The 20,852-nt window shown below is 63.8% G+C and carries 17 protein-coding genes and 1 tRNA gene; 17 read left to right on the top strand and 1 reads right to left on the bottom strand.

Going from position 1 to position 20,852, the window contains the following annotated elements:
- The first annotated feature begins 54 nt into the window (after positions 1-54).
- From IPI56_00510 to rnr, 15 genes are all read left to right on the top strand, one after another.
- Positions 55-1,683, top strand: a complete 1,629-nt coding sequence (locus IPI56_00510) for a DUF4070 domain-containing protein (GenBank protein MBK7544222.1) — start codon at positions 55-57, stop codon at positions 1,681-1,683.
- Positions 1,684-1,693: 10 nt separating this feature from the next.
- A complete protein-coding gene (locus IPI56_00505; protein ID MBK7544221.1) occupies positions 1,694-2,137 on the top strand; it encodes an SRPBCC family protein in 444 nt (147 codons plus the stop codon).
- A 241-nt stretch (positions 2,138-2,378) separates the two neighbouring features.
- Positions 2,379-2,452 (top strand) — tRNA-Glu (locus IPI56_00500).
- A 104-nt stretch (positions 2,453-2,556) separates the two neighbouring features.
- The gene (gene ugpC / locus IPI56_00495; GenBank protein MBK7544220.1) at positions 2,557-3,714 is read left to right on the top strand and encodes a sn-glycerol-3-phosphate ABC transporter ATP-binding protein UgpC; all 1,158 of its coding nucleotides are present in this window, start codon (positions 2,557-2,559) and stop codon (positions 3,712-3,714) included.
- Positions 3,715-4,092, top strand: a complete 378-nt coding sequence (locus IPI56_00490) for a DUF2784 domain-containing protein (protein ID MBK7544219.1) — start codon at positions 3,715-3,717, stop codon at positions 4,090-4,092.
- Positions 4,089-5,330 carry a hypothetical protein gene (locus tag IPI56_00485; protein MBK7544218.1) on the top strand — a complete coding sequence of 414 codons (1,242 nt, stop codon included), beginning with the start codon at positions 4,089-4,091 and terminating at the stop codon, positions 5,328-5,330. The genes IPI56_00490 and IPI56_00485 overlap by 4 nt, the downstream gene beginning before the upstream one ends.
- Before the next feature lie 164 nt (positions 5,331-5,494).
- Complete coding sequence (locus tag IPI56_00480) at positions 5,495-5,878, top strand: D-alanyl-D-alanine carboxypeptidase family protein (GenBank protein ID MBK7544217.1); 384 nt, start codon at positions 5,495-5,497, stop codon at positions 5,876-5,878.
- 41 nt (positions 5,879-5,919) lie between these two features.
- On the top strand, positions 5,920-7,593 hold the full coding sequence (ettA, locus tag IPI56_00475) for an energy-dependent translational throttle protein EttA (protein ID MBK7544216.1): 1,674 nt from the start codon (positions 5,920-5,922) through the stop codon (positions 7,591-7,593).
- Positions 7,593-8,204 (top strand): carbonate dehydratase, encoded by a 612-nt coding sequence (gene can / locus IPI56_00470; GenBank protein ID MBK7544215.1) that lies wholly within the window; start codon positions 7,593-7,595, stop codon positions 8,202-8,204. The genes ettA and can overlap by 1 nt, the downstream gene beginning before the upstream one ends.
- A 4-nt stretch (positions 8,205-8,208) precedes the next feature.
- Complete coding sequence (locus IPI56_00465; GenBank protein MBK7544214.1) at positions 8,209-8,883, top strand: ABC transporter ATP-binding protein; 675 nt, start codon at positions 8,209-8,211, stop codon at positions 8,881-8,883.
- Positions 8,880-11,360 (top strand): ABC transporter permease, encoded by a 2,481-nt coding sequence (locus IPI56_00460; GenBank protein ID MBK7544213.1) that lies wholly within the window; start codon positions 8,880-8,882, stop codon positions 11,358-11,360. The genes IPI56_00465 and IPI56_00460 overlap by 4 nt, the downstream gene beginning before the upstream one ends.
- On the top strand, positions 11,353-12,006 hold the full coding sequence (locus IPI56_00455; protein MBK7544212.1) for an arylesterase: 654 nt from the start codon (positions 11,353-11,355) through the stop codon (positions 12,004-12,006). The genes IPI56_00460 and IPI56_00455 overlap by 8 nt, the downstream gene beginning before the upstream one ends.
- Positions 12,003-12,386: a CoA-binding protein gene (locus IPI56_00450; protein ID MBK7544211.1), complete on the top strand. Its 384-nt coding sequence runs from the start codon at positions 12,003-12,005 to the stop codon at positions 12,384-12,386. The genes IPI56_00455 and IPI56_00450 overlap by 4 nt, the downstream gene beginning before the upstream one ends.
- On the top strand, positions 12,367-13,287 hold the full coding sequence (locus tag IPI56_00445) for a hypothetical protein (GenBank protein MBK7544210.1): 921 nt from the start codon (positions 12,367-12,369) through the stop codon (positions 13,285-13,287). Before IPI56_00450 ends, IPI56_00445 begins: the two co-directional genes overlap by 20 nt.
- Positions 13,284-15,332, top strand: coding sequence for a ribonuclease R (rnr, locus tag IPI56_00440; GenBank protein ID MBK7544209.1), 2,049 nt, complete (start codon positions 13,284-13,286; stop codon positions 15,330-15,332). Before IPI56_00445 ends, rnr begins: the two co-directional genes overlap by 4 nt.
- Here rnr and IPI56_00435 read toward each other — a convergent pair.
- Positions 15,318-16,475: a glycosyltransferase family 2 protein gene (locus IPI56_00435; GenBank protein ID MBK7544208.1), complete on the bottom strand. Its 1,158-nt coding sequence runs from the start codon at positions 16,473-16,475 to the stop codon at positions 15,318-15,320. The genes rnr and IPI56_00435 overlap by 15 nt on opposite strands.
- Positions 16,476-16,581: 106 nt before the next feature.
- On the opposite strand from IPI56_00435, the gene IPI56_00430 reads away from it, so the two are divergent.
- Both IPI56_00430 and IPI56_00425 read left to right on the top strand, forming a co-directional pair.
- Positions 16,582-18,903, top strand: a complete 2,322-nt coding sequence (locus IPI56_00430; GenBank protein ID MBK7544207.1) for a hypothetical protein — start codon at positions 16,582-16,584, stop codon at positions 18,901-18,903.
- 9 nt (positions 18,904-18,912) lie between these two features.
- Positions 18,913-20,802: an AAA family ATPase gene (locus tag IPI56_00425; protein ID MBK7544206.1), complete on the top strand. Its 1,890-nt coding sequence runs from the start codon at positions 18,913-18,915 to the stop codon at positions 20,800-20,802.
- Positions 20,803-20,852 lie beyond the last annotated feature (50 nt).

The raw sequence follows: 20,852 nt of genomic DNA, 5'->3' as shown, positions 1-20,852 counted from the left end.
AATTCAACCCCGGCACCGTCAATGACGCCGGTCCTATATGTTAAACTTCCCCTTATGTCCGGCGGACGTCGTTTCCTCCTCGTGTACCCCCGGTTTGAGCCCACCATGTGGGGTCTGCAATACACCCTGCCGTTGATCGGGAAAAAATCCCTGCTGCCCCCTCTGGGCTTGATGACCGTGGCGGCTTTGACCCCGCCGGAATACGAGCTGCGGCTGGTGGACATGAACGTCCGCCCGTTGACCGATGCGGATTTGGATTGGGCCGACGCGGTTCTCTTTTCGGCTATGCTGCCGCAACGGGAAGCGCTTTTCGCGGCGGCGGCGCGGGCCAAGGCCCGGGGCAAATACATTGTATTTGGCGGGCCCTTCCCCACCTCCTGCGCCGAGGACTGCCGTGATCACGCGGACACTTTGGTCATTAATGAGGCGGAGCTTACCTGGCCGCGATTTCTGGCGGATTGGACGACCGGCCGCCCCCAACCCACCTACGCGTCCGAAGAAAAGGCCGACATGACGAAATCCCCCGCGCCGCGTTTGGATCTGGTGGACCTCGCCGCCTACACCTCGGTCCCGCTCCAGTTTTCGCGGGGGTGCCCCTTCCAATGCGAATTTTGCGACATCATCGTCATGCTGGGCCGTGTGCCGCGGCTGAAAAACATCGATCAGTTTTTAAGCGAACTCCAATCCGTATACGATCGAGGCTACCGGGGCCAAGTCAGCGTGGTCGATGACAACCTCATCGGCAACGGCCGGGAGGCGCGCCGGCTTTTGGAGGCGCTGCGGGTGTGGAACGAATCCCACGGGAACCCCTTTTATTATTTTTGCCAGGCTTCCACGAACTTGGCGGATGACCCCGCGCTTTTGAAAGCCCTGGTGGACGCGCGGTTTGTTTTGGTTTTCGTGGGCATCGAGACCCCTTCGCTCGAAAGCCTGCGAGAGACGAAAAAATTCCAGAACACCCGGGGGTCCCTCTTGGACCGTGTTCAAACCCTCCAAAAGGCCGGATTGCATGTGATGGGGGGGTTTATCGTCGGGTTCGACAACGACGGGCCGGACATATTTGAAAAACAAAAAGCTTTCATCGCGGCGGCCGCGATCCCCAACGTTTACATCAGCCCATTGGTGGCCCTCCCCGGAACGCCGCTCTACGATCGGATGGGCCGGGAAGGGCGTTTAATCCCGGGGGAGGAAAAGAACCACACATTTATTTCCGGCTACACAAACATACGATTCCCTTGGCCGATGGGCCCCTTCTTGGACAATCATCGCGAATTGTTGTCCACGGTCTACGGGGCCAAGGCGTATTTTCAGCGATCTTTTGAATCGTTGCGTCGGTTGCCCCGGTCGCGGAACCCCTGGCACCGGTGGAAAACCTGGCGCGCGGAAATGCGGGTGTTTTTCAGCGTCGTCCCCGGCGTGCGGGCCGCCCGTTTGCAGCGACGAAGTCCCTGGGCCGCGTGGCGGGGCCTGGTGGCCACGGCCCGGGGGTTTTTCGGCGGCATGGACCCCACCTTCCGCTGGGCCGCCCTCCGATTTGTGGTCCGGGTCGCGTTTTTCCTCCCCGAACGTTTGCCCTGGGTGTTCCATTTCATTTGCATGGGTTACCACTTCAACCGGATGACCCGGGAACGGCTATTGCCCGAACTGGACCGCCGCCGCGCCGCTCTCGAGGTCGCCGCTTAAGGGGGAGGACATGTCCACGGTTCGTTTGCATCGAGTCCTGCGGGCCGCGCCGGACAAAATTTACCGGGCCTTTTTGGATCCCGGGGCGATGTGCAAATGGCTTCCCCCGCACGGGTTCACCGGCCGGGTGCACCATCTCGACGCCCGGGTGGGGGGCACCTACAAGATGTCCTTTACCAACTTTTCGACGCAAAACAGCCATTCCTTCGGGGGGACTTACTTGGAATTGGTCCCCGGCCAACGGATTGTGCGCATCGACGCCTTCGAGGCCCCGGGCTTGCCCGGCGAAATGAAAACCACCATTGAATTAAAGAAGGTTCGCTGCGGAACCGAGGTTCGGATCACCCAGGAGGGCATCTCCCCGGTCATTCCCTTGGAGGCCTGTTATTTGGGCTGGCAAGAATCCCTGACTTTGCTGACCCCATTGGTGGAACCGGACATCCCCGACGCCTGACCGACGCGCCCGGGGCCGGGAATCGAAAACCGCTTTACTTCCATGGTCTCCGACGGTATAATGAACCCCTCGCCGGTCGACCTTTGACATCCATGGGCCCGTACGATGAGTCGCAGGAAGGGACTCCGCCCTCGACGCTCCCCCGCGTGGCGGAGGGGAAGGCCCCCGGATTTAGCGGATGACGAAAGTCATCCGCTTCCGCGCAAGGCGGAGGCATGTTGGAAATTTGACACACGAAAATGGCCCGTTCGTCTAGCGGCCTAGGACGCCGCCCTCTCAAGGCGGAGATCACGGGTTCGAATCCCGTACGGGCCATTTTCGTGTGTTGATTTGAATGTGGGAAGTGTTAGAATCGAACCGAGGCCTTTCTGGGAGGGGCGGCCTTTAAGATCAATCGTTTCAGGGGGCTTCATCGACGTATGGCGCGGGTCATTTTAAAAAACCTCTCCAAGACCATCGGCGAACACTCCATCGTCCGTCAGATCAACCTCGACATCCCGGACAAGGAGTTTTTCATCCTCGTGGGGCCCTCGGGTTGCGGCAAGTCCACCACCCTGCGCATGATCGCCGGCCTGGAGGAAATCACGGCCGGCGAAATCCACATCAACGACCGGATCGTCAACCACGTCCGCCCGAAAGACCGGGACATCGCCATGGTGTTCCAAAATTACGCCCTCTACCCGCACATGACGGTTTACCAGAACATGGCCTTTGGATTGAAACTGCGCGGGTACACCCGCCGCGAAATCGACCAGCGGGTGCGCGAGGCCGCGGAGGTCTTGAACCTGGGCGCCTTGATGGACCGCACCCCCAAGTCGCTCTCCGGCGGCCAGCGCCAGCGCGTGGCCCTCGGCCGCGCCATCGTGCGCAAGCCGCAGGTCTTCCTGTTCGACGAACCCCTTTCCAACCTCGACGCCAAGCTGCGTGTGCAAATGCGTCTTGAACTGTCGAAGCTCCACCAACGCCTTCAAGCCACCATCATTTACGTCACCCACGATCAGGTCGAGGCCATGACCATGGGCGACCGGATCTGTGTCATGAAGGACGGCGAAGTCCAGCAGGTGGCCCCGCCCCTGGAACTTTACGAGCGCCCCGCCAATAAATTCGTCGCGGGGTTCATCGGGAACCCGCCCATGAACTTTTTCCCGGTCATGGTCGACGGTGGCAAAAAAGACATCCTGTTGCGCCACGCCTCCTTCAGCCTGACGGTGCCCAAGGCCCTGGCCGAGGCCGTCCGACCGCACGTGGGAAAAGAGGTGGATTTCGGCATCCGCCCCGAAGATCTTTACGACCGTCTCTTTTACAACTACCCCATCCCGGAGGGCACCAGCGTCAAGACGGTCGTCGATGTCGTTGAGCCCATGGGGTCGGAAATTTACATTTATGCGAAAGCCGGCACCGTGGACCTGGTGGTGCGGGTCCCGGCCTACGTCAAGGCGGCGGCGGGGAAAAAGATGGAGTTGGTGTTCAATTTGGAACGCATGCACCTGTTTGATCGCGTGACCGGTGTGGCCCTGCTCAAAACCCCGCGCTCCAGCCCGCCCATCACCGCGCCGGTCCCCGCCGCCCCATTGTAAATGCTTTACAAATTTCTGGCCGACAGCGTGTTGATTTTCCACGCTCTCAACGTCGCCTACATCGTCGGCGGCCCGATTTTCGCCTGGCGATATCGGTGGTTCCGCGTCGTGCACTTGATCAGTCTGTGGTGGGCTTTTTTTGTGTTCGCCGGCGGTTTTTACTGCCCCATGACCAATTTTGAAAACGCCCTCCGCTTCCATTATGATCCGACCACCACGTACAGCACGGGCTTCATCGTTCGCTACATCGGGCCCATGCTGTGGTGGGACTTGACCCAGAAACACGTGGTTTGGGGGATGACGGCGTGGACCTTGTTTTGGACCGCCGTCTATATCTATTGGTGGGTCCGGGAAAAAGCGCGATCGAAAGCCGCTTGAACCGACTCCGCCGAACGGTCGGCGCGGCGGCGCTTCTCTTGGCCGCGGGGTCGGCCTGGGCGGTGTCCCCGGGTCCTTCCTTTTACAACCTTTACGATTTCAACGCCGAGTACGCCTTGGACCGCTTGTCCAACGCCTGGGACCCCGACGACCGCGCCGATTTCCGGGCGGTCGGCACCGGCCTTCGCGTCACCGGCGGCTCCCTCAACATCCGGCATCTTCAGGTCCGCGAGGACATCAAACTCCGTGTCCCTTTCGGGGCCCGATGGACGGCTCGGTTTCGTCGAGAACGCGATCTGGGGCTGTCGGGCAAGGAAGAGCGCAGCCTCCTGGAGATTGAACACCGATTGGCCGGGCCTTGGGCCGTCGGGGTGGTGGGGGCTCCCGCCTTCCACAAGGCCGAGGCCTCCCTCGGGTTTTCGACCGCGTGGCGTCGGCGGGAGGATCGGTTTGTTCGCGCGTCCATTCTTTGGCCGGGTTTTGACACAAATTACGCCTACAAAAACACCTCCGTGACCGAGGACCACCGCCGCGCCTATCGAACCTTTCCCCGGGAAGGCCGGGTGGAAGCGGTTTGGCAATCGGACCGCCTCTGGTTCGGGTTGGACGGTCGGTGGGCGCGCCGATGGGAATTGGAACACGAAGACTTCGCTCCGGGGGCTGAAAAATACGTGGAAACCGGGGAACGACGGGCGCTGTCCATGGACGCGTCCGGGCGATTCGGGGAGTGGACGGGCGGTGGTGAATGGGAATACAGCCGCCACGCGGGATCCGTGGTGTACGATCCCGCCCGGCCCGGTGAAGACCGCTCTGTGAGCGAAGAGTCTTTTCGGTCGATCTTTCACCTGGAGAAACATCTGTCCAACGCGGCGATTCGGCTGACGGCCGCGCCGGCCGTTTTTCGGGGGCGCCAAACGTTTGCAGGCTCCCCCGGGTTGAATGAGTTTTTTGTCCTCCGCGACCGTATTGTGGGTGTGTCCTATTTGCCCCGGTTTGGAAGCGGGTGGAGCGGTGAAGCGTCCTATTGGTTAGACAGCCAATCGGGGCGAATTCGGCGGGGCGGGAGTGAGGATTTGCGCCCGCGCACACAAAACCGCGCCTTGGTCGCGCTTCGCTGGAAGAAAGCGCCGGGGAACTGTTTTGTCGTGGCCGCCAATGTGGAAATGGACAACGACGAAGCCGAAAAAATATTTTCTTTCGATGGGGGGGTCGTCCAATTCCAAACCGTGTTGCCTTAACCTTGTTGGCGGTGTCCCTGGTTGCCCCCGCGGCGGCGGAAGAACGGTTTGGCCATCGACGCTATGCCGAAGCCTCCCCCGAGGGCCTCGCCGCTGCGGGGCTCTATCGCTCCACCGGTCGCGTGGTTCAATTGCGGGCCTCGGCGGCCACAGCCTTTCAAGCCATGGTCGCGGCGGCCGGGGCGGAGGGTCTGTCTTTGATCCCCATTTCCGGGTTTCGTCCCCTGGTTTATCAGCGGGGCCTTTTTAAACGAGCGGTTCGGCGGTACGGTTCGGAACGGAAGGCCGCCCGCTGGGTGGCGCCCCCGGGCCATTCGGAACACCACACCGGCTGGACCCTGGACCTGGGGGACGGGGACCGGCCCGCCACGGACATCGATACCGCTTTTGAAAACACCCCCGTCTTTGCCTGGTTGGTGAAAAACGCCGCCGCCCACGGTTTTGAACTTTCGTTTCCCAAGGGCAACCCCCAGGGGGTGAATTACGAACCCTGGCATTGGCGCTTTGTGGGCGACGCCGACGCCCGGGGCGCCTTTCACCCCGACTGACCTGATATAATAGTCTCTTTGATTCCCTAAGCGAGGCACCCATGGCCGGCGAATATATCTACACCCTGGAAGACCTATCCAAATCCTTCGGACCCAAAAAATTGTTCGAGGGCATTTACCTGTCGTTTTACCATAAGGCGAAAATCGGCATTGTGGGCGAAAACGGTTCCGGCAAATCGACCTTGTTGCGCATCATGGCGGGGGAGGAAAAGGATTTTATGGGCAAAGCCGAGCTCAAGAAAGGCGCCACCCTCGGCTACCTGCCTCAGGAACCCCGCCTCGACAACAACAAAACGGTCCGCGAAGAAGTCGAGGAAGCCTTCGCCGACGTGAAGTCCCTTCTGGCCGAATACGACAAGGTGTCCGAAAGCATGTCGGGCGAGCTCTCGGCCGAGGAGATGGAAAAGGCACTCGAGCGCATGGGTAAACTTCAAGAAAGAATCGAAGCCGTCGACGGTTGGAACCTGAAGCGCCACGTCGACGTGGCCATGGACGCCCTGGTGTTGCCCCCCGACGACACGCCCTGCCGGGTGCTCTCGGGCGGCGAGGCGCGGCGGGTGGCCCTCTGCAAACTGCTTTTGAAAAAGCCCGACATGTTGCTTTTGGACGAGCCCACCAACCACCTCGACGCCGAAACCGTCGCTTGGTTGGAGCAGACGCTGAAAGAGTATCCGGGCAACGTCATCGTCGTGACCCACGACCGATACTTTCTCGACAACATCACCCAATGGATTTTGGAATTGGACCACGGCAAAGGCATCCCCTTTGAAGGGAACTACGCCAAGTGGCTGGAGGCCAAAGCCAAACGCGGCGCCGTCGAGGACAAGCGCGCTTCGGCGATGCAAAAACACCTGCAAAAGGAATTGGAATGGCTGCGCCAAACGCCCTCGGGTCGGCGGACCAAGAACAAAGCCCGCGTGACCGCCTACGAGAGTTTGGCCGCCCAGAAGCACGAAATCCACGCCGACAGCCTCGACATCGAAGTGGTGCCCGGCCCGGCCCTGGGCACGAAGGTCATCCGCGCCGCCGGGTTGTCCAAGGGGTACGGCGAAATCCAGCTCCTCGCCAACGTCTCCTTCGATGTGCCCCGGGGGGCCATCGTCGGATTGGTCGGCCCCAACGGGGTGGGCAAAACGACCCTGTTCCGCATGATCACCGGCCAGGAAAAGCCCGACGCGGGCCAACTGGAGGTCGGCGAGTCGGTCGTCTTTTCCTACGTCGATCAAAAACGGGAAACCCTGACCCCCACGAACAACGTCTTCCAGGAAATCTCCGGCGGGGTTGACGTTTTGAACATCGGCGGCAAACAAGTCCCCGCCCGGGTCTACCTGACGCGCTTCAATTTCCGCGGGGTGGACCAACAAAAAAAGGTGGGCAGCCTCTCCGGCGGAGAACGCAACCGCCTCCATCTGGCCAAACAAATGTTGACGGGCGGCAACGTGCTTTTGCTCGACGAACCCACCAACGACCTCGACGTCGACACGATCCGCGCGCTGGAGGACGCCCTGCTGGATTTCTCGGGTTGCGTGCTGGTGATCAGCCACGACCGGTTTTTCCTGGACCGGGTGTGCACCCATCTCCTGGTTTTCGAAGGCGACGGCAAACTGCGCTGGTTCGACGGCAACTTCGAGGAGTACCACGCGAAGCATATCGAAGAAACCGGAGGCCAGGAATTGAACCGGCGGTCGAAATACAAAAAGTTGTCCCTCCGCTGATGGCCCCCGCCCGCGCGCGGCCCCGGGGCATCCCGGAACTCTTCGCCAACAACCGGGCCTGGGCGGAGGACACCGTTCGTCGGGACCCCCATTTTTTTTCCCGGCTCACGCGCCAGCAAAACCCCCGCTATTTTTGGATTGGTTGCTCGGACAGCCGTGTCCCCGCCAACGAAATCGTCGGCCTCCTGCCGGGGGAACTTTTCGTCCACCGCAACGTGGCCAACGTCGTGGTCCACACCGACCTCAATTGTCTCTCGACGCTCCAATACGCCGTGGATGTTTTGAAGGTCAAGCACGTGATTGTTTGCGGGCACTACGGGTGCGGGGGCATCGCCGCCGCGCTCAAAAACCGACGCCAAGGCCTCATCGACAATTGGTTGCGCCACGTCCAAGACGTTGGCGAACGTTACGCCGGACGGCTCGCCCGGTCGAGGCGACCCTGGGACACCCTCTGCGAACTCAATGTCATTGAGCAGGTGAACAACGTTTGTCAAACCACCATCGTCCAGGACGCCCGCCGGCGCGGCCAATCGCTCACCGTGCACGGATTGATTTACGATCTGCGCGACGGTTTGCTTCGCGCGCTCGCGGACGTTCCCCGGCGTTCCTGATCCCATGAACGGTCCGTTGTTGCGCGCGCGGGGACTCCGGAAAACTTACCCCACCGCGCGCGGACCCTTGGACGTCCTGGCCGGACTCGACATCGACATCGCCTCCGGCGAATTCGTCGCGATTTTGGGCGCCTCCGGCTCCGGGAAGTCCACCCTGTTGTCCCTGCTGGCCGGTTTGGATCGTCCCACCGGGGGGGAAATCCTGTTGGACGGGGAGCGGTTGGACGGGCGCCCGGAACGGGAAATGGCGCGGATCCGACGGGAAAAAATCGGGTTTGTTTTCCAGGCGTTCCATCTGGTGCCCAGTCTGACGGTCCTGGAGAATGTGTTCCTGCCGAGCGCGTTCCGCGACGGGCGGGGAAACGAGGGGCCGGCCCGGGCCCTGCTTGAAAAACTCGGGCTGAGCGACCGGGCGGAGCATTTTCCCGATCAGCTGTCCGGCGGGGAAAAACAGCGCGCCGCCCTGGCGCGCGCCCTCGTCAATCAACCGAAAATTGTTTTCGCCGATGAGCCCACGGGCAACTTGGACGCCGCCAACGCCCGCCGGGGTCTGGATCTCCTGGAGGCCAACGCCCGGGCGGACGGGCGCGCCCTGGTGCTCGTCACCCACGACGTCGACATCGCGGCCCGGGCCGACCGCCGATTGCTGCTGAAAAACGGCGCCCTTTCCTCCCTTTGACCCCCTTTCGGTTCGCCCTGCGTGAGATCCGCCACCGTCCGATCCACGCGGCGCTCTTCGCGTTGAGTGTCGCGCTGGGTTCGGGGGTGCTGTTGGGATTGGCGGGGTTTTCCGCCGCTGTGGAGCGGGGCGTCCGCCAGCAGGCCCGGGAACTTTGGGCGGCGGACGTGACGGTGGAGGGGACCCCGGGGTTATTGGACGAAATCGAAACCTGGGCCCGCGGCCGTTGGCCGGGGCTGCGCGCCGCGCGCAGCGTTGACGCCGTGTCCATGGTTCGGGCGGGGGAACGGGTCGGGCAAGCGACGCTGTCGGGGATCACGCCGGATTATCCCCTGTACGGCCAAATCCGCACCGGGTCCGGCCGCCCCACCGCCGATCGGCTAAAAGACGGAGTGATCGTGGCGCCGAAAATCCTCGCCCAGTGGAACGTCGCCGTCGGGGATCGGTTGCTCATCAACGGGTTCCCGCTGCCGATCGTCGACACCTTGGACGGCCGCACCGACGCGCCCGCGTCTTTTTTTGAATTCGCCCCGACCGTGCTTCTGGCGCTCGAGCGGCTCCAGGCCACGGGCCTCCTGGCCCCGGGCAGCCGCAGTCTCAACCGTCTTTACCTCAACGCCCCGGCGGGAGGTTCAGTCGAAACCCTTTACCGCGAGACCCGCCGACGCGCCGCCGCCGAAGGCGCCGAGGTGCGTACCTGGACCACCGACAACCCCGGGGTATTTCGGTTCATCCAAAACTCGCTCTTGTATTTGGGCTTTTTGGCGCTTCTCACCCTCACCCTGGGGGGGATCGGGGTGGCGAGCGCGCTGCAATCCGCGCTGGGCGCGGCGATGCGATCGACGGGCATGCTGTTGGCCCTGGGAGCGCCCCGGGGGTTTCTTCTCCGCCTGTGGGCCTGTTGGGGCGGTTTGTTGCTCGCCCTTGGCCTGGTCGGCGGCCTGGTCCTCGGGCGGGCGGTGTCGTTGCTTTTGGCCGCCCTTTACGGCGACATGATTCCCGTCAATGTGTTCTTGGGATTCCCCGGGGCGGCCCTGTTCCAGGCGGCCCTGGTGGCGGGTGTGTCGACCGCCCTGTTCGCGGTGTTGCCGTTGTCCCGCCTCTTTGACGTTTCGCCCAACGCGGTGTTGGCGTGGGACCCGCCCGCCCTGGCGCCGCGCCCCCGGCGCGTGGTCTTGTTCGCCGTCGCCGCGGCGCCGGTGTTCGCGCTTTTGGTTTGGTTCCAAACGGGCCGCCTGGGTTTGTCCGTGGCCTATGTCGCGGCCCTGGCCGCCCTCGGGGCGTTGGCGACCGCTTTCGTCCAGGGGTTTCTGTTCCTGCTCCGCCGCGCCCCGGTGCCCGCGTCGCTCACGGCGCGTCTGGCCCAGCGGGGGCTGGCCCGTCGGGGCGCCTTTCAAACCGCCTCCGCCGTGGCCCTCGGTTTGGCTTTCGCGGCCGTGTTGGCGCTGGGGTTGATACAAAAGAACCTGATGGACCAGCTGGTGAAATCTTTTCCCGAAAACATGCCGAACGTGTTTTTCATCAACCTTCAAAAGCAGCAGCGGGACGCTTTTCGGGCGCTTGTGGGGGTGCCCATCCGCCTTTTTCCCTTGGTGCGCGGGCGGGTGGTGGCCGTGAACGGACGGCCCGTCGCGGAGATCGCGGGGCGCCGGGGCGGCGACGGCGACCGGATCACCCGGGAGTTCGGCCTCACTTTTGGCGAGGATTTGCTGCCCACGGACACGGTGGTCCGGGGGAAAGCCCTGTGGGACGATGAGGTGGCGGGGCCGCAGGTCTCGGGATTCATCGAGCACCATGAGCGTTTCGGTTTCAACGTCGGGGACAAAATCGAATTTAGCGTTCTGGGGCGTCGCGTCGCCGCCACGTTGGTGTCCCTCCGGGCGATCGATCAAACGGTGCGTCAGCCGTTTTTTTATTTTTATTTCCGTCCGGGGGCGATCGACGCCGCGCCCCACACCCACATGGGCGGCGTCCATTTGCCGCCGGAGCGGATCCCCCCGCTCCAGCAAAAGCTCGCGCGGGACATGCCCAACGTCACGGCCATCGACGTGACCGAAGTGACGCGCTTGACGGGCCGCGTGCTGGGGCGGTTGGCCCGGGTGGTGAACGCCGTCGGGGTGTTCGCGTTCGGGGCGGGGTTGTTGCTGCTCGTGTCGAGCCTGCTCGCGGCGTTGCCCGAACGGCGCCGGGAGGCGGTGCTTTACCGCACCCTTGGGGCCACCGGCCCCCGCGTGGCGGCCGTGTTTTTCGTGGAGTTCCTTTGGCGGGGCGCCGCCGCCTCCGTCACCGCCCTGGCCGCGGGGTCACTCGCCGCCGGGGCGGTGGTCCACGGCGTCATGGATCTGCCGTTTCAAACGCCCTGGGCCGCCGTGTTCGTCGGCTTGACGGCCGCGACGCTGTTTTTGGGACTCTTTTCGCTCGCCGTGTCCCTTCCGGCCCTGCGCACGCCCCCCATGGAGGTTTTGCGTTATGAATAAGGCCCTGGGCGTCGCGTCGCTTTTTTTCCTTTTCGCCTGCCGCCCGCCCGCGCCGCCCCCCGCGCCGCCGGCGGCCCTCCACGTCCTTTGCTTCGGGGACAGTCTCACCGCCGGCAAGGACCTCCTCGATCCCGATCGCCAGTCCTACCCGGCCGTGTTGGAACGGCGGTTGAAAGAAAAAGGCCACAGCGTCCGCGTCACGAACGCCGGTCAATCGGGGGACACCAGTTTCGACGCCCGCGCCCGGTTGGATTACAGCCTCACGGATCGGCCGGATTTGGTGGTGATCTGCCTGGGCTCCAACGACATGTTCCAGGGAAAACGGTTGGAGGACCTGGAGGCGAATTTGACGGACATCGCGCGCCGCTGTCGGACGGCCGGCGCCCGGGCGGTCATCTGCCGCATGCGGATTTTTGTGAATTTTGGTTTCGGTTGGACCGCCCGTTATGAGAGAATATTCCCGCGGGCCGCGCGCGCGGCCGGGGCGGCCCTGGCCCCGTTCCCGTTGGAGGGGGTGGCGGCCCAGCCGTCGATGAATCTCCCCGACGGCATTCACCCGAACCCCGCCGGCTACGAGAAGTTCGTGGACAATATTTTCGAAACGGTTGAAGAGGAAATCAAAGCGATCCAAAGAAAAAAACGATGAGCGAACCCAAGACCAAAACCGTTGCGGTCATCGGCGCCGGCGGCGATCCCGCCCGGTACGCGAACAAATCCGTCCGCGCGCACCTTAAAGCCGGTTACACGGTCTATCCCGTCCACCCCCGCGAAACCATCGTCGAGGGTCTGCGGGTTTTTCGCTCCATCCGGGATGTTCCCGAACCCCTGGACCGGGTGACCGTTTACATTCCCCCCGGCGCACTGTTGGCGATTTTGCCCGACATCGCCGCGAAGAAGCCCCGGGAGGTTTTTTTAAATCCCGGGACCGAAAGCCCCGCCGTTGTGGACGCCGCCCAAAAATTGGGGCTTAACGCGATTCAAGCCTGCAGCATCGTCGATCTCGGGTATGCGGCCCCTTCTCTTTAGCCTGGCGGTGTTGACGGCCGCGGGACTGCGCGCCCAACGCGACCCCCGGGCCTTCCACGCCGACCGCGAGGAGATCCGCGTTCTGGCGGTCGAACGCGTTCGCCAGGCCCCCAACGATTACCAGCGGGTTTTGGCGACCGCGGAAAATCGGTTGTCGGTTTTGCATGAAAATTATCAGGTCGCGGGCGGAACCCCGCCCACCCGCCTCAACGGGGACATCGCGGACCTTCGCGGCCGCTGCCAGGACGTGTGGCGCCGCCGCTCGGCGGGGCGGCCCGTGGACCTCGAGCCCGCCGCCGCGCCGGCCATCGAACGCCGCTGGAAATCCCATCAAGGCGCGTTCGACCGGCTCTTGGAGGAGATCGAAACCCTGGCCCGGGACAAAACGCCGGAAAGCCAAATTTATTGGCGCGCGCTCAAAGGGTTCGAGCGCCTGGGACGGGAAACAGAGCGCGCTCTGATGTTCAACACACCGCCGGAGGGGGCGAACCTCGCCAAGGCCCTGGAGGACCAGGAGGCGGCGCTTTTGAAAGCCTGCGAACGAACCCCGCGCCGCACCCGCCGCGCCAACGCCCGCGTGATTGTCCCCGCCCAATACGCCTTCGCCTCGGAAATCAACGTCCAGGCGTTTTATCGTTTTCTGGACAAAGTGACCCAGACCCCCGCCAAAAAGTCCGGCGCGTTCGCGGTGCCCGTGGGCGCCCGGACGGTCACCCAACGGGAAAACGGACTGCGGCTGGTGGTCCGCCCCGTGCGGGGCAACGGGGTGGCGTACATCGGCACGACGGAACAGGAATTGGGTTACGACTATTTGACGTTTCCGGCGGACACCGCCTACTATTTTGAAAACACCGGCACGACGCCTCTCGAAATCGAGTACGTCGGCCTGGAGGACCAATGAAGCACCGACGCTTTCACCGTTCGAAACAAAACACGCCGACGTCCCGGCCCGGCGCCCGCGCGCCGCGTCCGACGGCTCCCACGGCGAAAGCCGCTTCCGGACCCGCGGCGGTCGCCGCGCCGGTCGTTGAGGGCGTTTTGCAACGAAAGCCCCGTTTCGGTTTTGTGCTTTCGGAAACCCCGGGCCGACCGGACCTGTTCGTTGCCGGGCCCTCCCTGAACCTCGCCATGAACGGCGACCGCGTGCGGGCGCGGGTGACGCGGGCGGGCGGGCGCCCCGAGGGGGAGATCCTGCTGGTGCTTGAGCGCGCCCACAGCACGGTCGTGGGGACCTACCAACCCGCCCGGGGCGCCGGACGGCCCTTGTTGCGTCCGGAGGACAACGGCGCGCCCGTGGAAGTCACGGACCTCAACGGGCTCGCGCCCGCCGACGACGACCTCTGCGTCGTCAAGATCACCCGTTGGCCCGCCGCGGGCACCGCGCCCGCCGGCACGCTGTTGGAGATCCTGGGGCGTCGCGACGACCCCGCGGCCGACCTCAAATTCCTTTTGCGCAAACACGGCATCGCCGACGTCTTTCCTTCCGAGGTGGAACGGGAAGCGGCCTCGTTCGGGGACGACGTGCCCCCGGACGCCTGGGCGGGGCGTCGTTCGTTTTTTGACGTCCCCGTGTTCACGATCGACGGCGCGGACGCCAAGGATTTCGACGACGCCGTGTCCCTCGAAAAACGGCCCCAGGGGTGGCGTCTGGGCGTGCACATCGCGGACGTGTCCCATTACGTCCGGGAGGGCCGTCCCCTGGACGAGGAAGCCCGCCGGCGCAGCACCAGCGTCTACCTGTCCGGCGCGGTGGTCCCCATGCTGCCCTTCCCCTTGTCCGACAACCTGTGCTCCCTGCGGCCCCACGTGCCCCGTCTGACGCTGACCTGCCTGATGGATTTGGACGAGCAGGGACGCGTGGTCCACCACGAACTGCACGAAAGCGTGATCCGCAGCGCCCGCCGGTTCACCTACGAAGAGATCGAGACGTTGCTGCAGGGCCAGGCCGCCATCGACGTCTCGGGGCCCGTGCGCGGGGCGGTCCTGGAAATGGGCCGCCTGGCCCGTACGCTCCGTGAGCGCCGCGCGGCCCGCGGGTCCTTGGACTTCGATTTTCCCGAACCCTACATCGTCGTTGACGACCGCGGCTGGCCCGTGGACGCCCGCCGCCGCGAACGCGGCGAAAGCCACCGCCTGATCGAGGAATTCATGCTGTTGGCGAACGAGACGGTGGCCCAATCCATGTCGAGCGCGCCGTTCCTCTACCGCGTCCACGAAAAACCGGATCCGGCAAAAATGGAGGCCCTGGAGAAAACCCTGCGCGCCGTGGGCGTGGTCGTGCCGACGGGCCTGCACGACGGCAAGCCCGACGCGCTCCAAAAAGTGTTGGCCATGGTGAAGGGGAAACCCGTGGAACCCGTCGTGAACATGATGATATTGAGGAGTCTCAAACAGGCGGTTTACGCGCCCAAAAACGCCGGGCATTTCGGATTGGCCTCCCGCGCCTACACGCATTTCACATCGCCCATTCGCCGGTATCCGGATTTGCTGGTTCACCGGCTCGTCAAGGAACGGTTGGGCGGCGACCTCAACCCCGGCCGGCAAGAGGTGTGGAAAGCGCGGCTCGGGGCCTGGACGGCCGACGCGTCGGCCCGCGAGCGGGTGGCGGTGGAGGCGGAGCGGGAGTTTTTGGATTTGAAACGGGCGCAGCTCATGACCCGCCGTGTGGGGGAAACCTTCGACGCGGTCATCACGGGGGTCACCAGTTTCGGTATGTTCGTCCAACCCACGGAAGTGTTTGTGGAAGGTTTGGTGCCGGTGGCCGGTCTGGCGGACGATTATTACATCTACGACGAATTGCGGTCCCAGTTGCGGGGCCGGCGCACCGGTCAAACCTACCGCCTGGGCCAAAAGGTGCGCGTGCGTTTGGCGGCGGCCAACACCGAAAAGCGCCAGCTCGATTTCGCCTTGGAAACGCCGCCGCGGGGGCCGTTAAAGAAACGGTGACCCGTCCCCCGAAGGGGGGCGGTCCTTGCGCATCGCCAAAAGCCCGAGGAAGAACCCCGTGAACACCGTTTGGGTCCCCAGCAGGATTGCCATCCCCGACGGGATGATGAAGCGGAGCGTGCGGGCCGGATCGAGGTTCCCGTAGCCGGTCGCGCGCCAATCCAGCACCGCGATCACGGAGCCCGTCAACCCGGCCGCCAACAAAACCAGCCCCAGGGCAAGGCCCGATTCCGGCGTTAGCCAGCGCCCCACGCGCCCCAGCCATTTCTCCGATGGAATCAAACCCTCCTGAAACGCGTAGATTTTCGCGAACACCCCGAAGAGAAAGGCCTGCGCCCCGGCGGTGACGAACACCGCGCCGTAGAAGTAGGTGTGGATGTCCAACACCAGGCCGCGGAATTGGCGGGGGCCGCCGGCCAGTGCCGCCAGCAACAGCGCGCCGAAAGCGACCATCACCAACGCCGGAAACCAAAACACCCAACCCGGGCTGTAAAGCAGATAAAAACGCAGGTTGCGCCAGCCGTCGCGCCAGGTGCGCAGATGCGGCGGCCGCCCGCGACCGTCTTTGTGCAGGGTTATCGGAATCTCCGCGAACCGTCGGCCGGCCAGGGCGGATTTGAGAAGCATTTCGCTGGCCCATTCCATGCCGGTCGTTCGCAAGCGCAAATCCAGAACGCCCTGCCGACGAAAGGCCCGCAGCCCGCACTGAACATCGCCCACGGGCACGCGGAAGAAAAAACGGCTCAACGCGCTCAGAAGCGGGGTGCCGAAATAACGGTGGAGGGGCGGCATGGCGCCCGGGGCGATGCCGCCGCGGAACCGGTTGCCCATCACAACGTCGGCCCCGGCGCGCAGCGGCTCGAGGAACCCGCCCAAGTTGGAAAAATCGTAACTGTCGTCGGCGTCGCCCATGATGACCCACGCGCCCCGCGCGGCCTCGACGCCGCCCATCAGGGCCGCGCCGTAGCCTTTGCGGGCGACCGGGACAACCCGGGCGCCGGCGGCCGCCGCGATGTCTTGCGAACCGTCCGTGCTGCCGTTGTCCGCGACGATCACCTCCCCGCGCAGTCCCTGCGCCGACAGGAACCCCGCGGCCTTTTTCACGCAAAGGCCCACGGTGCGGGCTTCGTTGAGGCAGGGCATGACGATCGACAATTGCAACGGGGTTTCGGGGGCACTCACAAACACGCTCCTTCGTTTTCTATGATGTGGTCCTAATCATGGCAAAAAACCAAAACCCGGGGAATCCATGGGACGCCGTTCCACGCCCGCGATAAGTCGCGCGGCGCCGTCGGTTCCGCGCGCGACGGTTGTCGCCGGAGCGATCGCCGTCGGTTGGGCGGCGTTGATCCTGGGACTCCATTTTAAAAAGTATTCGTTCCAAGGGCTGGCCCTTTCGGAAATCATCGACCGGGTGTCCTTCGCGCGTTGGGGCGGCCTGCCCGCGGCGGCCTCGGCCGTGGTCCTGGGCGCGGGGGTTCTGTTCGCGGCGTGGGGATTGGGCCACTCGCTTTTGCGCCGCTGGAAAATACCTTGGCACAGTCCCTTGGAGGAGGCCGTCTTCGGGTGGGGCCTGGGCCAGGGGGTTTTGGCCTACGTCTTGCTCGCCGTGGGGGCGCTTCAGGGGTATCGCCCCGCCGTCCTGTGGGGGCTCTATCTGTCGGCGCTGGCCTGGGCTTTTTACCAGTGGCGCGTCGGCGGACTCCGTCGTCTGTGCCGGGACGCCTGGACGCAGGCGCGCGCCCGCCCGGACGGCGCGCGGGGGGACGGCCTGTTGCGCGTTCTTTTGTGGTCGGCCTTCGCCCTCAACGGCGTGATGTGTTTTGTCCCGGAGGTGTTTTACGACGCGCTGGTCTACCACCTGGGCGTGCCCCGTTGGTATCTGTTGGAGGGCGGGATTCGGTATTACCCCGCCTACCACGCGCAGTTTCCGTTGACCCGACAGATGATCAATCTGTTCGGGCTGGCCCTGCAGGGGGAATCGCTGGCCAAACTGCTCCATTTCGCCACAAGCGTTCAAATCCACTGCACTTTTTTGGCTCTGGCGGACCGGTTCGGTCGCCGCCGCGCCGGGTTGTTGGCGTCCCTCGCGTTTTTCACCGTTCCCATGGTGGCCATGAACCTATGGACCACGGGGGTGGACGTCGCCATGGCCGCCGTGTCCCTCTTGGCTCTGGCGGCCGGTTTGATATCGTTGACGGACGCGGCCGGGCGGGCCTGGGTGGTCCTCACCGGGGTGTTTTTGGGATTGACCGTTTCGACCAAATACCCCGGCGGCATCGACGCGGCGGTCTGGGGTTGCGTTTTCTTCTTCCACCGCTTTTTCGTCGGGAAAAATCCCCGGGCGGCTTTCCGGGATTTGGGAATTACGGCCGGGGTGGCGTTCTTGGTTTTCCTGCCCTGGCTTGTGAAAAACGCGGTTCTGACGGGCAACCCCGTTTATCCGTACCTGCACGCGGTGTTCGGTGGGCGGGACCTGCTGATAGAAAAACTCGCCATTTTCAACGCCGACATCGCTCAGGGGGCGGCGCGGACCTTATTGGATCTGATCAAGGCGCCCTGGCGCTTAACGTTTGCGGTGCCCAGTTCGGCCTCCGCTCCCGGGTTGTTTCCCCTGGGGCTCCTGGGGGCGGTCGCCTGGGGTGTCCTTCGCCGGAAAAACCGGGGGGTGTTCGTCCGCCCCCTCGCCGTCTATGCGGCGCTCTATTTCGTCGTGATGTTTGTCCTCACCAGCCAAACACGCTACGCCATATCGGGCCTGGCGGCTTACGCGTTCCTGATCGGGGAGGCCATCGACGCCCTGGGCCGGGTCGCGGGGCTGGCCGCCCGATTTTGTTTGACGGCCGTGGTCGCTCTCTCGGCCCTGACCGGACTGGATGTGTCGTTCCTCATCGCCACCCGGGCCTACGCCCCCTGGTCCCTTTTGACCGGTGGCGAGGACCGCCGCGCTTACCAATATTATTCCCACCCCGGCCTCAATCCCGGCCCGGCCGCCGAAGGGTACGATTACCTGAAGGAAAAAGGGGCGGGGGACGCGCGGGTTCTTATCCTCGGGGATGAAAAAGTATTCCCCTGCGCGGTGCCTTTCCGCGCCAGCGGTATTTTCAACGAGCAGTTGATCACGCGGTGGGCCCGGGAAGCGGGCACTTCGGAAAAGCTTTGGGACATATTGACGGCGCGCGAAAAAATCACCCACGCGCTGATCAATTTGCCGTCGAACTATCGCTTGTTGTCCTACAACCCCTATGTCTGGGACCCCGCCACGCTGGGGTTGGTCTGTGAATTTTGGGATCGCCACGTTCGGTTGGTCCACCGCGCCGCCGCCCAAGAGAAAATCGATCCACGTTTCGTGAATGAAACCCTCGTTTATGTCCTGGCGCCGGAGGGCGCCTTGCCGGGGGTGCCGCCCCCGGAAAACGCGCTGCTGCTTGTCGAAGAGGAACGCGTTGGTCCCTGGGGGTCGCCCGGATGGCGCGAAAAACGGTTGGCCCTCCTGGACGCCATCCGGGCGGCCCGGGGACCGATCCCTTCCGTCGAAAAACGCCGCCGCGAGCTTCTGAACCCGGCGTAAAAGGACCCCGTGGCCGACACCAAGACCCACTTCAAGGATTTTCAGGAACTCATCGACATCGAGCGCGACGCCGAAAAAGAAGAGAACAAGCGTGAGCTCGACCGTTGGCCCATCGAGATGCGCGAGCAGCTGGGCAAAACCGTTTCGCGGCTGGTGATTGAACGGCAGGACGTGGGGGTCGGGGGGTTGCCGTTGTTGGTGCTGTCCCGGCCGGTCCAGGGCGAGGCCCTGGCCCCCTTTCACGCCATGGACGCGGGGGACGTCGTCCGCGTCACTTTCGTGAACGACAACTTCAGTCGCGAGGGCACCCTGTACGCCGTGGACGAATACCGCGCGACAGTGGCCCTGAAGGAGGAATTGCGTGAACCCCCGGTGGGCAAATGCCGCATCGATCTGCTGGGGTCGGACGCGACCCACAAACGCATGCGCCGCGCCCTGGACATCGCGGCCCGGGCCGCGGGTCGGCTGGCGGAACTCCGCGACGTCCTCCTGGGCCATGTCCCGGCGGCGGGCGAAGCCGCGGCGGACCTTTCCTATCACAACCTTGATTTGAACGAATTTCAACAAAACGCGGTGCGGACCGCCCTGGGCGCCAAGGACGTGGCCTTGATCCACGGCCCCCCGGGCACGGGCAAAACCACGGTGTTAATCGAATTGATCCGCCAAGCGGTGGACCGGGGCCAGTGGGTTCTGGCCACGGCCCCCTCCAACATCGCGGTGGACAACATGTTGGAAAAACTCCTGGAGGCCGGATTGCGGGTGGTGCGGCTCGGCCACCCGGCCCGGACCCTGGAATCCCTGCGCCACGCCACGCTGATGGCTCAGCTCGACGAACACCCGGACCAAAAGGTGATTCGCATCATGGAGGAGGACAGGGAAAGATTGGCTTTCAAACGGTTTCGCCAGCGCGACCGCCTGTCGCCCGAAGAGGATCGCGCCATGAAACGGGAGATCAAGGCCCTCTGGAAAGAGGCGGAAGCGATGGAAAAGTCCCTTTCAAAACGCATCATTCAAAAAGCCCAGGTGGTCCTGGCGACCCACGGCGGCATCGGTCCCCTGTTGGCCTCCGAGCGGTTCGATATGGTGTGTTTGGACGAAGCCAGCCAATCCACGGAGCCCCTTTCCTGGGTGCCCTTGCTCCTCGCTAAAAAAGCGGTTCTCGCGGGGGACCCCCTGCAATTGCCGCCGACCCTGTATTCCCGGGACGCGGCGGACCGGGGGCTGAAAGTGACCCTGATGGAGCGGCTTCAAAAACAGCTCCCGGGTGAGTTTCAAACCTTGCTGCGCGTGCAGTACCGCATGAACGAAACGATCATGGGCTTCTCCTCGACGCGGTTTTACGACGGTAAGCTGATCGCCCACGACCGCGTGAAGGACCACAGCCTCTTGGATTGCCCGGACATCGCCCCCACGCCCCTCACCAGCGCCAAGCTGGTGTTCGTCGACACCGCGGGCACCGGGTTCAACGAAACCTGGAACGAGCTCCTGGACAGCCGCGAGAACACGGGGGAGGCCGATCTGATTTGGAAGTTGTGGGAGGAACTGGCCGCCGCCGGGGTGGAGCCCTGGGAGGCCGCCTTGATCACTCCCTACGGGGCGCAGGCGCGTTTGCTCCGCCGCAGCGCCCCCGCGGGTCTGGAGGTGGGCACGGTGGATGGGTTCCAGGGGCGGGAAAAAGAGGTCATTCTTTTGTCCTTGGTTCGCTCGAATGACGCCGGGGAGGTGGGGTTTTTATCGGACACACGGCGCATGAATGTGGCCATGACCCGGGCGAGACGTTTGTTGGTTGTGGTTGGCGATTCGGCCACCATCGGTCGACATTCATTTTACAGCGCTTTTTTGGACTATGTCCAAGCCAACGGGGAGCACCGCAGCGCCTGGGAATGGGCAAAAAAATAATTGGCCGTCCCGTTGCCAGAAAAGCCATTCGTCCATCAACTATTCTGTTA

The sequence above is a fragment of the Elusimicrobiota bacterium genome, from assembly GCA_016706425.1.
In the GTDB taxonomy this organism is placed as follows: Bacteria; Elusimicrobiota; Elusimicrobia; order FEN-1173; family FEN-1173; genus JADJJR01.
This window is presented reverse-complemented; position numbering and strand designations above follow the sequence as displayed.